The organism is uncultured Parabacteroides sp. (genome assembly GCF_905196875.1).
Classification (GTDB): Bacteria; Bacteroidota; Bacteroidia; order Bacteroidales; family Tannerellaceae; genus Parabacteroides.
This window is the reverse complement of sequence record NZ_CAJJWO010000105.1, coordinates 1-13,498: the sequence shown is the minus strand read 5'-3', so window position 1 is coordinate 13,498 and position 13,498 is coordinate 1. Positions and strand designations below refer to the sequence as shown.

The following is a 13,498-nucleotide window of genomic DNA, read 5'->3' as shown; positions in this document are numbered from 1 at the left end:
CGACAGACGACGCCCTACCGGTATTCTATTCAGATTCTTCATTCGTTATCTGAACTTATTGAGTTAAAATTCTACCTTCGGAGCCTTTTCCGCACCACTCTCGGCACTGAAATAGGCTTTAGGCTGGAAACCGAACATTCCGGCCAGTACGTTAGTCGGAAAACTGCGGATATATGTGTTATAAGACTGTGCCGTTTCATTGAAACGTTTGCGTTCCACTGAGATACGGTTTTCCGTACCCTCCAGCTGCGCCTGCAATTCGGAGAAGTTCTGATTGGCTTTCAGGTCGGGGTAACGTTCTATTACGAGCATCAGGCGGGAGAGGGCACTGCTCAGTTCGCCCTGTGCAGCCTGGAATTTCTTCATCGACTCTTCATTCAGGTTAGAGGGATCGATCGTCGTCTTGGTCGCTTCGGCACGGGCGCTGACTACACCTTCCAACGTTTCTTTTTCATGTGTAGCGTATCCTTTTACCGTATTTACCAGGTTTGGTATCAAATCCATACGGCGTTGATACTGGTTCTCGACCTGGCTCCAGGCTGTTTTTACTCCTTCATCCTGCGTTACCATTGTGTTGTATGTGCCTTTCACCCAGGAGTAACCGGCAAATAAAAGTACCACGATAATGGCAAGCGTAATCCACAAAGCTTTGTTCTTAAACATTTTCTTTTTGCTTTAATTGTTATACATAGTTCTGCAAAGCTATATAAAAAACAGGATAGTATAAAGTTTGGTTTTATAGATTTGACGTTTGGTTCGAATATATTCATACCAACATACATCACCTTTATAGACTTTGACTATCTTCTGATAAATAAAACCTATCACTTTCATGAATATGTCTTAATAAATATATCTACATTTGCATTAATTATAACTTAATCAACCAATAATTATGCGCAACACTAGTCTTACTAAGATGACAGTACTTCCTGTCGGACTACTTACATTAGCTTTAACGATGCCTTCGTGCTCATCTAATGAGTATAAGAAGCTCGAAGGAGACAAAGCAAAGCAGGTAGCCTCTATTATCCGTAACAACGGATGTCTGGAATGTCACTCTGCCACAGCAAACATTCCATTCTATGGTAAACTCCCGATTATCGGTCCGGTCGTACAGGCTGATATGAAAGAAGGTACACATTATCTGGACCTTACCGCTATGCTTACGGCCCTTGACAACGGACAAGCTGTTTCCGAAGTAGATCTGGCAAAAGTGGAGAACACCGCACTTAGCGGTTCAATGCCTCCTGCTAAATATTACACCATGCACTGGGGTACAAATCTAAACGATGACGAAAAGGCGGTTATTATCGCATGGGCGAAAGAAGCTCGTAAAAACAAGTATGTATCGCCTACTGTTGCCGAAGAGTTTGCAAACGAACCGGTTCAACCGTTGATGGCCTCCATTGCAACCGATCCGGCAAAAGTTGCTTTAGGCTTTGATTTATATCACGATACTCGCCTGTCGGGTGATAACACGATCTCTTGTGCAACCTGCCACGGACTGAATACAGGTGGTGTCGATCGCAAACAATATTCAGAAGGTATCCACGGGCAATTCGGTGGTGTGAATGCCCCGACGGTGTACAATGCTGCGCTTAATTTCGTTCAGTTCTGGGACGGACGTGCTGCCGACCTGAAGGAACAGGCTGCCGGACCTCCATTGAATCCGGTAGAGATGGGCAGCGTTTCATTTGATGAAATCTGTGCTAAGTTGGCAGACGATAAGGAGCTCAGCAAACGTTTTCTGGAAGTATTCCCGGAAGGTTTTACCGAATCGACCGTAACGGAGGCTATTGCCGAATTTGAAAAGACATTGCTTACCCCGAGCCGTTTCGACAATTACCTGAGAGGTGATAAGAATGCGCTTACTGCTGAAGAACTGGAAGGTTACCAGTTATTTAAAGATAACAAATGTGCAACCTGCCACGTGGGTATGAACCTCGGTGGACAGTCGTACGAATATATGGGTATCAAAGATAACTATTTCGATTACCGTGGTACCGGTTTGACAGATGGTGACAACGGACGCTGGTCTGTAACAAAGAATGAGGCCGATCGTCATAAGTTCAAAACGCCGACGCTGCGTAACGTAATGATCACTCCGCCGTATATGCATGACGGAACAATCACTACCATCGAGGATGCTATCCAGGTAATGCATGAATTCCAGATCGGACGCCATATTTCAGATACGGAAACTGCTAAAATAGTAGCCTTCCTGAATACGCTGACCGGCGAATATGACGGAAAACTTCTCCAATAAATACAAATTAGTTATTATATTTGCACATGCCCTTCCGCCTGTCCCATATAATGCTCCTTTTCATCGCTTTACAAAGCGTAGGGGGTACGTGGGGGCAAGAGGAAGGGCTTGCTTCTTATTATCACGAACGTTTCCACGGCCGGAAATCGTCCAGTGGCCGTGTTCATGACAAAGACGAACTGGTAGCTGCCCACCGCACATATCCTTTCGGTACTTTCCTTCGCATCACCAACCTCGATAATATGAAAAGCGTTATCGTATGTGTCACCGATCGCGGTCCGCATCGTAAAGGTAGAATTATCGATGTGTCTGCCAGTGCTGCCCGATTGCTGGGATTTAAGAAAAAAGGAATTGCCCGTGTCCGTCTGGAAGAGGTTCCTTGTGCGATCGATCTGCGTTATTTAGATCTAATTTACCCTAAATGTCCTCCCTATCTCGATACCGACCATTTACAACCCACTCCTCCTTACCGCATGAAAATAGGTCGCTGACAACCTTCTAATCAAAATCTAATTTCACTTAAGAATATTCTAATCGGATACACAAGGCCAAAACAGCCCCCTCCTTATACCTTTGCTTCCAAAAAAACAGAAGCAAATGAACAAACGAGTCATTCTCCTATCATTTATCTTACAGGTATTTACCTTTAATATGCGAGCTGAAGACCAGACGATAAAACTTAATTTGCAGGAAGCCGGACAACGTTTCACCACCTGCAATCTGGAACTGATTGCCGAACGTTACAATATCGATATGGCCGAAGCCGAAGTCATTCAGGCACGTCTCTTTGAGAACCCTGTTATCTCACTTGAACAGAATGTTTATAACCGTCTGAACGGCAAATATTTTGATATGGGACGGGAAGGAGAGGCTGTTGTCGAAGTTGAACAACTTATCTATATTGCCGGGCAACGCAACAAACGTGTTCGTGTGGAGAAGCTGAACAAGGAAATGGCAGTCTATCAATTTGAAGAAGTTCTACGGACGCTGCGTAGCGAGCTTAACAGCAAATTTATCGAACTATACTACACCGGGAAGTCACTTTCCGTCTACGATAAAGAGATCGTTTACCTGCAACAATTGCTGGAAGTAATGAAAGAACAGAATGCGAAAGGGAATATCTCGTTACTGGAAAAGTCGAGGATACAGGCTCTTCTGTTATCCTTGCAGCAGGAGAGGAACGAAGCATCCAATCAATTGATCTCCCTGCAAGGCGATATGAAACTCCTGTTGGGCCTGAATGCCTCCGAGTCTTTCGAACCTGTTTTCGATGAATCTGTATTGAACCAGGTCGATATTGCCTCCATCCCTTTTATAGAACTGAACAATCGTCTGGCTGAACGTCCTGATATAAAGATGGCACATACTAATATACAAGTGTCACGTGCCAATGTTAGTCTCCAAAAATCGCTCACCTTTCCCGAAGTCAGCTTGAAAGGTTCTTACGACCGGGCAGGTAACTTCTGCGATAATTACTTTGCGATCGGCCTGAGTGTATCGGTTCCGATATTCAACCGTAACCAGGGAAATATCAAATCGGCCCGTCTTTCCGTCCTGCAAAATACCAATAGAGAGGAACTTGCACGGAAGCAGGCGGAGAAGGAACTCTTCACCAGCTATGCCCGTCTGGAAAAGACCGTGAAGTTGTATAATACATCGAATTACGAACTGGAACGCGATTTCGAAACGATCATCGACGGAGTAAACAGTAATTACCGCAAACGTAATATCAGCCTGCTTGAATTTATCGATTACTATCAGGCTTATAAAGAAACTTGCCTGCAGTTATACCAGACACAGAAAGACGTATTCCTCGCCATGGAAGAGATCAATACCGTGACAGGTAGCGATGTATTTAATTATTAATGAATAACAAGAAGTAAATATATGAAAAATAAGAATTGTATAGTATTAGCGCTCTTACTTCCACTGCTAGTGGCATGCGGCAGTAAAACCACCGGACAAGAAGATGGCACGGCCCCTCTCATATTGACTGACAGCCTGCTGAAAGTCGTATCGGTAGAAACGGTACACGAAATCCCTCTCAACAACGAACTGATCCTGAATGGCCGTGTCAGCTTCAACCCCGAACAGGTGGCGAATGTGTATCCTATTTTCGGAGGTAATGTGTCGGAAGTAAACGTAGAAGTGGGCGATTATGTAAAGAAAGGCGATATACTTGCTGTGATCCGTAGTTCCGAGGTTGCCGATTATGAAAAGCAACGGAAGGAGGCGGAGCAGCAACTGATCCTGGCAAACCGTAACCTCGACGCTACACGGGACATGTTGAAAAGCGGAATGGCTTCCGAGCGCGATATGCTTCAGGCAGAGCAGGAGGTGAGTAATGCACTGGCCGAACAGAAACGGATCGGAGAGGTGTATTCCATCTATCATATCACAGGAAATTCCGTTTATGAGATAAAAGCCCCAGTTTCCGGCTTTGTCATCGACAAAAATGTAAGCCGTAACATGCAGATACGTTCCGACCAAACCGAAGAACTCTTCACGATCTCCGGCCTCGACAATGTATGGGTGATGGCCGATGTGTACGAGAGTGATATCAGCAAGGTTCGTGAAGGTGCTCCGGTACGTATCACTACACTGGCATACAGGGATAAGGAGTTTACAGGAACGATAGACAAGGTGTATAATATTCTGAACGACGAAAGTAAGACCATGAGTATACGTGTGAAACTGAAGAATGATGATTATATGCTTAAACCGGCTATGTTTACCAACGTTTATGTGCAAAGTAACCAGGAAGGTGAAATAATGCCTTGCGTAGATGCCCGAGCTGTTATTTTTGAGAACGGACGGCATTATGTAGTGTGCGTCGACGAAAATAACGAACTGCATACCTGTGAAGTAACCGTATTCAAGCAAACAGAGAAAAACTGCTACCTGCAGTCAGGCCTGAAGGAAGGCGATCGTATTATCGACAAGAATGCTCTTTTGGTTTATAACGCTTTAAAGTAACGGAACGATGCATAAATTCATAGACAATATAATAGCCTTCTCATTAAAGAATAAATTCTTTATTTTCTTCTGCACCGTCATTGCCATTATCGCCGGCGCTGTCAGCTTTGTTCATACCCCTGTCGACGCCTTCCCCGATGTTACCAACACGAAGGTGACAATCATAACCCAATGGCCGGGACGTAGTGCGGAAGAGATAGAGAAGTTTATCACGATCCCTATCGAAATAGCTATGAATCCGGTACAGAAAAAGACGGACATTCGTAGTACCACTTTGTTCGGTCTCTCGGTGATCAACGTGATGTTTGATGATGATGCCGACGACTTTTATGCCCGTCAGCAGGTGTATAACCTGTTGAATGACGCTGATTTACCCGAAGGTGTTACACCGGAAGTTCAACCTCAGTACGGGCCTACGGGCGAGATATTCCGTTATACCTTGCGAAGCGATAAGCGTTCTGTCCGCGAGCTGAAGACCTTTCAGGACTGGGTGATCGAACGTAAACTGCGTGCCGTTCCGGGAGTAGCCGATATTGTGAGTTTCGGCGGCGAAGTGAAGACATTCGAAGTAAGCGTTAACCCGAACCAGCTGATTAATTATAATGTAACGACACTCGAACTCTATGATGCTATTGCCAAGAGTAATATTAATGTAGGGGGCGATGTGATTACCAAAAGTTCACAGGCCTATGTGGTACGAGGTATCGGCCTGATCAACGATACGAAAGAAATAGAGAATATCGTTGTCAAGAATATCAACGGTACGCCGATCCTGGTAAAACATCTGGCTACCGTAAGTGAATCAAGCCTGCCGCGTCTGGGACAGGTGGGGCGTATGGATGAAGATGATGTCGTTCAGGGAATTGTTGTTATGCGAAAGGGAGAAAATCCCGGAGAGGTTATTGCCGCCCTGAAAGAAAAGATAGCCGATATTCAGGAGAATGCCCTTCCGGAAGATGTGAAGATAGTCGCATTCTACGATCGGGAAGACCTGGTCGATCTGGCTGTGCGTACGGTAACACATAATCTGATCGAAGGTATCTTATTAGTAACTTTCATTGTGTTGATTTTTATGGCAGACTGGCGTACGACGGTGATCGTATCCATTATTATCCCGTTGGCGCTGCTCTTTGCCTTTATCTGCCTCCGGGCAATGGGTATGAGTGCCAACCTGCTTTCGATGGGCGCCATCGACTTCGGTATCATTATCGATGGGGCAGTCGTCATGGTGGAGGGGCTTTTCGTCGCACTCGACAAGAAGGCACGCGAAGTAGGTATGCCGGCTTTCAATGTGATGAGTAAGATGGGGCTGATCCGCCATACAGCAAAAGACCGTGCTAAGGCGGTGTTCTTTTCCAAGCTGATCATTATTACGGCGCTGGTTCCTATTTTTGCTTTTCAGAAGGTGGAAGGAAAGATGTTCAGCCCGTTAGCTTATACGCTGGGATTTGCGTTGTTAGGAGCGTTGATCTTTACCCTGACACTGGTTCCGGTACTTTCGTCGATGTTATTGAAGAAGAATGTACGCGAAAAACATAACCCGTTCCTGTCGTGGGTAAACCGGGTATCCGTTTCTATATTTGACCGTTGCCATGCCCATAAGAAAACGACGATCGGTATTGCTTCCCTGGTTGCCGCTGTCGGTCTATGGAGCTTTACGTTGCTGGGTACAGAGTTTCTTCCCCAATTAAATGAGGGTTCTATCTATATCCGTGCTACCTTACCACAAAGTATATCGCTCGACGAATCCGTAAAACTGGCGAATCTGATGCGCCGCAGCTTAGCTTCCTATCCGGAAGTTCGTCAGGTTCTTTCGCAGACGGGACGGCCCAACGACGGTACGGACGCTACCGGCTTCTACAACATCGAATTTCATGTGGATATCTATCCTGAAAAAAAATGGGAAAGTAAGCTGACCAAGGCTCAGTTGATTGAAAAGATGGAAGGAAACCTGGCTATCTATCCGGGCGTCGACTTTAACTTTTCCCAGCCAATTACCGATAATGTGGAAGAAGCGGCAAGTGGTGTAAAGGGGTCTATTGCCGTAAAGGTTTTTGGTAAAGACCTTTACGAATCGGAAAAGAAAGCCGTCGAAGTCTACAAAGTACTTCAAACCGTCGAGGGTATAGAAGACCTCGGGGTAATCCGTAATATCGGACAACCGGAGCTGCGTATCGAGCTCGACGAATCGCGTTTGGCACGTTATGGGGTTGCCAAGGAAGATGTACAATCTATCATCGAGATGGCGATAGGTGGTAAAAGTGCCTCTTTACTTTATGAAGATGAACGGAAGTTCAATATCATGGTTCGTTATGAATCTTCCTTCCGACGGAGTGAAAATGAGATCGGAAAGATACTTGTCCCTGCCCGCGACGGCACAATGGTGCCGATCAAAGAACTGGCCGATATCCGTACGATTACCGGCCCGCTGATTATCTACCGCGATAATCATGCCCGTTTCTGCGCCGTGAAATTCTCCGTTCGCGGACGTGATATGGGGACAGCCGTAGCCGAAGCTCAGCAGAAGGTGAACAAACAAGTGAGACTGTCCGACGGCTACACATTGAAGTGGACAGGAGACTTTGAAAACCAGCAACGTGCCACTAAACGATTGGCACAGGTGGTGCCTGTCAGCATTGCTATTATCTTCGTTATCCTGTTCGTCTTGTTCGGGAATGCCCGTGATGCCGGATTGGTTTTATTGAATGTGCCTTATGCAGCGGTAGGAGGGATCATAGCTCTTCTGATTACCCGCTTTAACTTCTCTATATCCGCTGGGATCGGTTTTATCGCCTTATTCGGTATCTGTATCCAGAACGGGGTTATCATGATTTCTGATATTAAAGGGAATTTGAAAGCACGAACGCCTTTGCCCGATGCGGTTAAGCTTAGCGTGAAAGACCGTGTCCGTTCTGTACTGATGACGGCTTCGATGGCGGCTATCGGTTTGATGCCGGCTGCACTCAGTCATGGTATAGGTTCCGAAAGCCAGCGTCCGCTTGCTATCGTTATCATTGGGGGACTGATAGGGGCTACCTTCTTCACCCTCTTTGTCTTCCCGCTGATGGTAGAAGCTTTTTACAGCCGGATGCTGTATGATAAAGACGGAAAGTTAATACAACGGAGGTTGTAAATTTGCTTATATTTGTGCTCCTAAGTAAACAAGATATCAGATGGCAAAAATATTATTGGTAGAAGATGAAGTGAATATCGCCTCTTTCATTGAGAGAGGACTACAGGAATTCGGTCACGAAGTAAGTGTCGCTTACGATGGTGTAGCCGGCTGGGAGTTGTTGCAAAAGGAAAACTTCCAGCTTCTCATCCTGGATATCATCATGCCTAAAATGAACGGTTTACAGCTATGCCGCCAATATCGGCAACTATATGGATATCAATCGCCAGTCGTTATGCTGACAGCTTTAGGAACTACCGACGATATCGTCAGCGGCCTCGATGCAGGGGCTGACGACTATCTTGTCAAGCCTTTCAGCTTTCAGGAACTGGAGGCACGCATAAAGGCTCTTTTACGTCGATCGGGAGTTGAAACAACCACCACTTCTTTGCAATGTGGCGACTTGAGTCTTGATCCGACCGGCCATCGAGCGATACGAGGAGAAAAGGCTATAGACCTGACCGTAAAGGAGTATCGCCTGCTGGAATATTTTATCCTGAACCAGGGAACGGCTCTGAATCGTCTGACCTTGCTGAAGCATGTTTGGGATAAAGACTTCGACACCAATACGAATGTAGTAGATGTATATGTTAATTATCTCCGAACTAAAATAGACAAGGATTTCGACCATAAACTGATCCGTACCGTTGTCGGTGTGGGCTATATGATGGAAGCATGAAAACAGGAAACAAGATTGCATTCTTTTATACGGCGATAACGGTCGGTGTCATTGCTTTTGTCACGATCGCTTTCTATTTCATTGCCACCAGTTATATCAGCCGCCTGTATTATTCTTATCTGACGGAAAAGGCTTATGCTACCGCTGAGAAGCATTGGGAGAAGGATGAAGTGGACGAGGAAAGTTATGCCCGCATACAAAAACGGTATGAAGATACTTTGCCGGTAGCTACCGAGATACTGTTGAATGCCGACAGTATAACCGAGTCGCACACGGCGCTGTCAAACTATATGACCGAAAAGGAAATAACCCGGCTCTATTCCGGTGAAGTAATTACTTTCCATGAAAAAGAGAAAGTAGGCGCCGCTCTTTACTATCCGGATAACGAGGGTAACTTTATTGTACTGGTGATCTCGAATAATCAATATGGAGGCGATATCCAGCAACGCATTGGCTGGCTGTTGCTTGCCCTGATCGTTATCAGTGCCGTACTGATCTATTTTGTCGGTAAGCTATATGCCACCCGAATGGTAGACCGTATCGACGCTGCTTACCAGAGTGAAAAGTCTTTTATCAGTAACGCCTCGCACGAATTGAACAATCCGCTTACCGCTATACAGGGAGAGTGCGAAATCAGCTTATTGAAAGAACGTACACCTGCTGAATACCAAGCTGCTTTACAACGTATCGCTTCGGAAACAAAACGGATCATCCAGTTGATGAAACATCTTCTTTTCCTTTCTCATGGCGACAAAGAGATATTAAAGAATGCCACCGAAAATATTATGCTGGCAGATTTCCTGATGCAGTTTGTCGGTAACCGAGTTCGTTTTACGACCGATACCTTTGCCTATTGCCTGGAAGCGAATCCCCACCTGCTAAAGATTGCTATCGGCAATATTCTGAACAATGCTTGTAAATATTCCGGCGAGAAGCCTGTGGAAATGCGTTTGAAAGGTTCCACCCTGACCATAGAAGATTCAGGTATTGGTATTCCTTCTGAAGAAATGAAACGTGTTTATCAGCCATTCTACCGTGCATCCAATACCCGCGAGTTTGCCGGGCATGGTATCGGACTGAGTTTATCGCTACGCATTTTGAATTCTTATGGAGCCGAAGTAGACATAAAATCTGAAGTGAACAAGGGAACGAAAGTTGTTATAGACTTTGGATAATAAAAGTTCGTTTTCATTTGTTTATTCGTGAACAATCTTTATCTTCGGTGCCATGTTTGACTTATTAAAACCTTGTGGCTATAAAATTCAAAAAAGAAGGAGGTATAGTATGAATATCTATGTATATATATGCGTATTGGGAATGGCTATTACTGCATTATCTTATCTCTGGTGGGTGGAAAGAAAAGAACGTAAACATAAAAACGACAAACAACAACCAAAAGAATAACATTTTAAGTTATTAATTTGTCTGATCATTATCAGGTCCTGCTAAGTAATATTTAGCAGGACCTGTTATTTTTAGATCTTCCGGCCGTATACCTTCAGCCTCTTCGGGTGTTATTAATCCGCGATCAATCAGGCGGCTAAGTATCACCTGGTAAAACTCCGTATAATAAGGTTTCAGTAGTAAGCCGTCAAAGCAGTAGCGGACATGTTTCGGTTTTGGTATAATACTGGCAAGAAAGATACATTCTCCTAAAGTCAAAGCTGATGGCTCTTTGGCAAAGTAAAAATGCGAAGCCTCGGCCGCACCATAAACAAACGGTCCCCATTCTACAATATTCAGGTAAACCTCAAACATTCGTTCCTTGGAAGTAAGATGGTTACTCTCTATGAGCCAGACAATCAGTATTTCTTCCAGCTTACGGGCAATTGTCTTGTTACGGCTCAGAAAGACATTCTTTACCAACTGCATACTTAACGTACTTCCACCCCGGGCAAAACGTCGCTCTTTCAGGTCCAGTATCAGAGACTCGCGAATCGCACTCGGGATAAAACCATTATGATAAAAGAAGCCTGCATCTTCACTTTGCATAATGGCCAGGGGCAAATAACGTGATACCATAGGGAAAGGGCGGAAAGAAGGATTGCCTTCACCTATCTCGAATGTGCGTACGGGTTCATCATTCTCATAAACTGTATATTCGAAGGGTTCGTTCATCTTGCGTAGATCGGTATTCCCATATTGAGTGATCTGGAAATTACGAGCAGTGAGCAATGATTCCAGTTGCAAGCTATCCAATGAAGAAAAGTCGACATCTAATAGAAAGTGGTAAGATAATGTTCCACTGGCCTTCAATCCTTCCAGATTATTGAACAACCCTTTAGGTAAAGAGACAAACAAATCATTCGCGGGGAAATCTTGTTTATTTACTGAGGCGGTTATATGCCAATTGGAACCTTTCTCTGCTTTTAGATAAGGGTGGAAATCCAATTGGTTAAAGTTTATCCGGGAGACACTATCCAACTCCAGATAGTTCTTACCGATATTCACCTGGCAATCGAAAGTTCCCCGATCCAGTAAAACCGTGTCGGGAGAAATACGTCGTTGATGAAGTGTCAGCCCACTGATATGTGCCTGCCCCCGGACAGCATGTAAATCGTTCTTTTGCAATAGTTCCTCCAGTTTGAACGCCAATGTATCGAACTGTATCTGTGCTCCCCAGCGGTAATTCAAAAAGGGGAGGGTAATCTTCGTATTTTCTTTGGCATGTAACCGGGCTTCAATCTTTTTTTCCCTGTCCTGTAACGCACCCTCGCAGACCCATTCGCTTTGTACTCCATTCTCCGTACTTCGTATTCCGGTGGTGAAACGACTATCTTTAATGACCAGCGAAGGAATTTCGATCAGGAGTTCATCCCCTTTATTCAGATAAGAAACACTTAGATTACGTAAAGTCGCATTGTCTGGCAGTAATTTGAAGAGCAGACTAAACAGTCGGCTTGTCTTTCGCGCAAAATTCTGTTCTGTTTCGGTACGGATTGTAACATCTTGGGAGGTGGCAGTATGATACAGGAAATCAAAATTAGAAGTTGTATCCTTTTTAATAAAGGATATGTTCACTACATCGGCTTCAATACTCTTTACAGAAATTTTTAAAAGAAGAAGAGAAGAACAGTCCAGCTTTAACCGGAAAGAATGGCTTTGTAAAAAAGTATCTGCATCCTGCGGGATCACAGACACCCCTTCGATCTGTATACCGCTCAGACCAATCATCTTAATATCGTCATAATGAATAGATATCCGGCGTGCCTTTTCCAACTTCTCCAGTTTATGACCAATGTATTGCCGAACGAATATATTCCGTACGGAAAACAAAAGCAGAACCAAAGCCGTTAAAAGAATGACACCTGTTGCAATTACTTTCCTAACAGGTTGATGCATATATTCTTCTTGTTTAAAACGGGAGTAAAAGTAGATGTATTTATTAAATATACCAACGCTTTTCTTCAACATTCTACCTCTTTATTCTGTTTTAATAAAAACAAATAAAACGAGTATGTCATACAAGATTGCATTTTTTGGAGCTAAACCTTATGATATAGCTTCTTTCGATAAAGTAAATGAGCATTTTAACTACGATATTAAATATTTTAAAGGACATCTTAACCCTAATAATGTTGTTCTGACGAAAGAGGCTGATGTGGTTTGTATCTTCGTGAACGATACGGCTGATGCGGCCGTTATCGATGCAATGGCAGAAAACGGAGTTAAACTGTTGGCTTTGCGTTGTGCCGGTTTTAATAATGTAGACCTGGCTGCGGCTAAAGGAAAACTTCCGGTAGTACGTGTCCCGGCTTATTCACCGTATGCAGTTGCCGAATATTCGCTGGCATTAATGCTTTCGTTAAACCGTAAGATACATCGTGCTTACTGGCGTACCCGCGATGGCAATTTTTCTCTGAACGGAATGATGGGATTCGACATGCACGGGAAAACGATCGGTATTATCGGAACAGGAAAGATCGCTAAGATACTGATTAAAATATTGAAAGGATTCGGTATGCATATTCTTGCTTATGACCTATATCCTGACTATAAATTCGCAGAAGAAGAAGGGATCATGTATACAACATTGGATGAATTATATCATAGATCAGATATAATTTCATTGCATTGCCCGCTGACGGAAGAAACCCGTTATCTGATCAACGACCAATCGATCGATAAAATGAAAGACGGCGTGATGATCATTAATACCGGACGTGGTCAGCTGATCCATACCAATGCACTGATAGAGGGGCTAAAAGAAAAGAAGATTTCGGCAGCCGGACTGGATGTGTATGAAGAAGAAGGTGACTACTTCTACGAAGATAAATCCGACAAAATTATTGATGACGATGTACTGGCACGTTTGCTCTCTTTCAATAACGTGATCGTGACTTCTCATCAGGCCTTCTTTACCAAAGAGGCAATGCATAATATTGCGGAAACAACCTTACAG

The 13,498-nt window shown here is 44.2% G+C and carries 10 protein-coding genes; 8 read left to right on the top strand and 2 right to left on the bottom strand.

From position 1 onward, the window contains the following. Nucleotides 1–63 precede the first annotated feature (63 nt). Nucleotides 64–663, bottom strand: coding sequence for a LemA family protein (locus QZ076_RS20815; RefSeq protein WP_293717001.1), 600 nt, complete (start codon nt 661–663; stop codon nt 64–66). 232 nt (nt 664–895) lie between these two features. On the opposite strand from QZ076_RS20815, the gene QZ076_RS20810 reads away from it, so the two are divergent. The 7 genes from QZ076_RS20810 to QZ076_RS20780 all read left to right on the top strand — a co-directional run bounded on the left by QZ076_RS20810 (nt 896) and on the right by QZ076_RS20780 (nt 10,271). Next, the gene (locus QZ076_RS20810; protein ID WP_293716999.1) at nt 896–2,269 is read left to right on the top strand and encodes a cytochrome c peroxidase; all 1,374 of its coding nucleotides are present in this window, start codon (nt 896–898) and stop codon (nt 2,267–2,269) included. A gap of 26 nt (nt 2,270–2,295) precedes the next feature. Continuing rightward, the gene (locus QZ076_RS20805; RefSeq protein WP_293716997.1) at nt 2,296–2,760 is read left to right on the top strand and encodes a septal ring lytic transglycosylase RlpA family protein; all 465 of its coding nucleotides are present in this window, start codon (nt 2,296–2,298) and stop codon (nt 2,758–2,760) included. Between the two features lie 106 nt (nt 2,761–2,866). Continuing rightward, a complete protein-coding gene (locus QZ076_RS20800) occupies nt 2,867–4,135 on the top strand; it encodes a TolC family protein (RefSeq protein ID WP_293716995.1) in 1,269 nt (422 codons plus the stop codon). A gap of 21 nt (nt 4,136–4,156) precedes the next feature. Further along, nucleotides 4,157–5,245, top strand: a complete 1,089-nt coding sequence (locus QZ076_RS20795; RefSeq protein WP_293716993.1) for an efflux RND transporter periplasmic adaptor subunit — start codon at nt 4,157–4,159, stop codon at nt 5,243–5,245. 7 nt (nt 5,246–5,252) lie between these two features. Then, entirely contained in the window at nt 5,253–8,378 is a 3,126-nt protein-coding gene (locus QZ076_RS20790; RefSeq protein WP_293716991.1) for a CusA/CzcA family heavy metal efflux RND transporter, read from the top strand. Between the two features lie 40 nt (nt 8,379–8,418). Next, a complete protein-coding gene (locus QZ076_RS20785) occupies nt 8,419–9,096 on the top strand; it encodes a response regulator transcription factor (RefSeq protein WP_293716989.1) in 678 nt (225 codons plus the stop codon). Continuing rightward, nucleotides 9,093–10,271 (top strand): ATP-binding protein, encoded by a 1,179-nt coding sequence (locus QZ076_RS20780; RefSeq protein WP_293716987.1) that lies wholly within the window; start codon nt 9,093–9,095, stop codon nt 10,269–10,271. Before QZ076_RS20785 ends, QZ076_RS20780 begins: the two co-directional genes overlap by 4 nt. 241 nt (nt 10,272–10,512) lie before the next feature. Here the strand turns inward: QZ076_RS20780 and QZ076_RS20775 are convergent, their stop codons facing one another. After that, nucleotides 10,513–12,438: a transglycosylase domain-containing protein gene (locus QZ076_RS20775; protein WP_293716985.1), complete on the bottom strand. Its 1,926-nt coding sequence runs from the start codon at nt 12,436–12,438 to the stop codon at nt 10,513–10,515. Nucleotides 12,439–12,553: 115 nt separating this feature from the next. Here QZ076_RS20775 and QZ076_RS20770 point away from each other — a divergent pair. Beyond that, nucleotides 12,554–13,498: 2-hydroxyacid dehydrogenase (locus QZ076_RS20770; protein ID WP_293716983.1), on the top strand; the 945-nt coding region annotated here is incomplete at its 3' end.

Coding starts and splice junctions, on each gene's coding strand:
- QZ076_RS20815 (WP_293717001.1), bottom strand. CDS start 663: ATGTTTAAGAACAAAGCTTTGTGGATTACGCTTGCCATTATCGTGGTA.
- QZ076_RS20810 (WP_293716999.1), top strand. CDS start 896: ATGCGCAACACTAGTCTTACTAAGATGACAGTACTTCCTGTCGGACTA.
- QZ076_RS20805 (WP_293716997.1), top strand. CDS start 2,296: ATGCCCTTCCGCCTGTCCCATATAATGCTCCTTTTCATCGCTTTACAA.
- QZ076_RS20800 (WP_293716995.1), top strand. CDS start 2,867: ATGAACAAACGAGTCATTCTCCTATCATTTATCTTACAGGTATTTACC.
- QZ076_RS20795 (WP_293716993.1), top strand. CDS start 4,157: ATGAAAAATAAGAATTGTATAGTATTAGCGCTCTTACTTCCACTGCTA.
- QZ076_RS20790 (WP_293716991.1), top strand. CDS start 5,253: ATGCATAAATTCATAGACAATATAATAGCCTTCTCATTAAAGAATAAA.
- QZ076_RS20785 (WP_293716989.1), top strand. CDS start 8,419: ATGGCAAAAATATTATTGGTAGAAGATGAAGTGAATATCGCCTCTTTC.
- QZ076_RS20780 (WP_293716987.1), top strand. CDS start 9,093: ATGAAAACAGGAAACAAGATTGCATTCTTTTATACGGCGATAACGGTC.
- QZ076_RS20775 (WP_293716985.1), bottom strand. CDS start 12,438: ATGCATCAACCTGTTAGGAAAGTAATTGCAACAGGTGTCATTCTTTTA.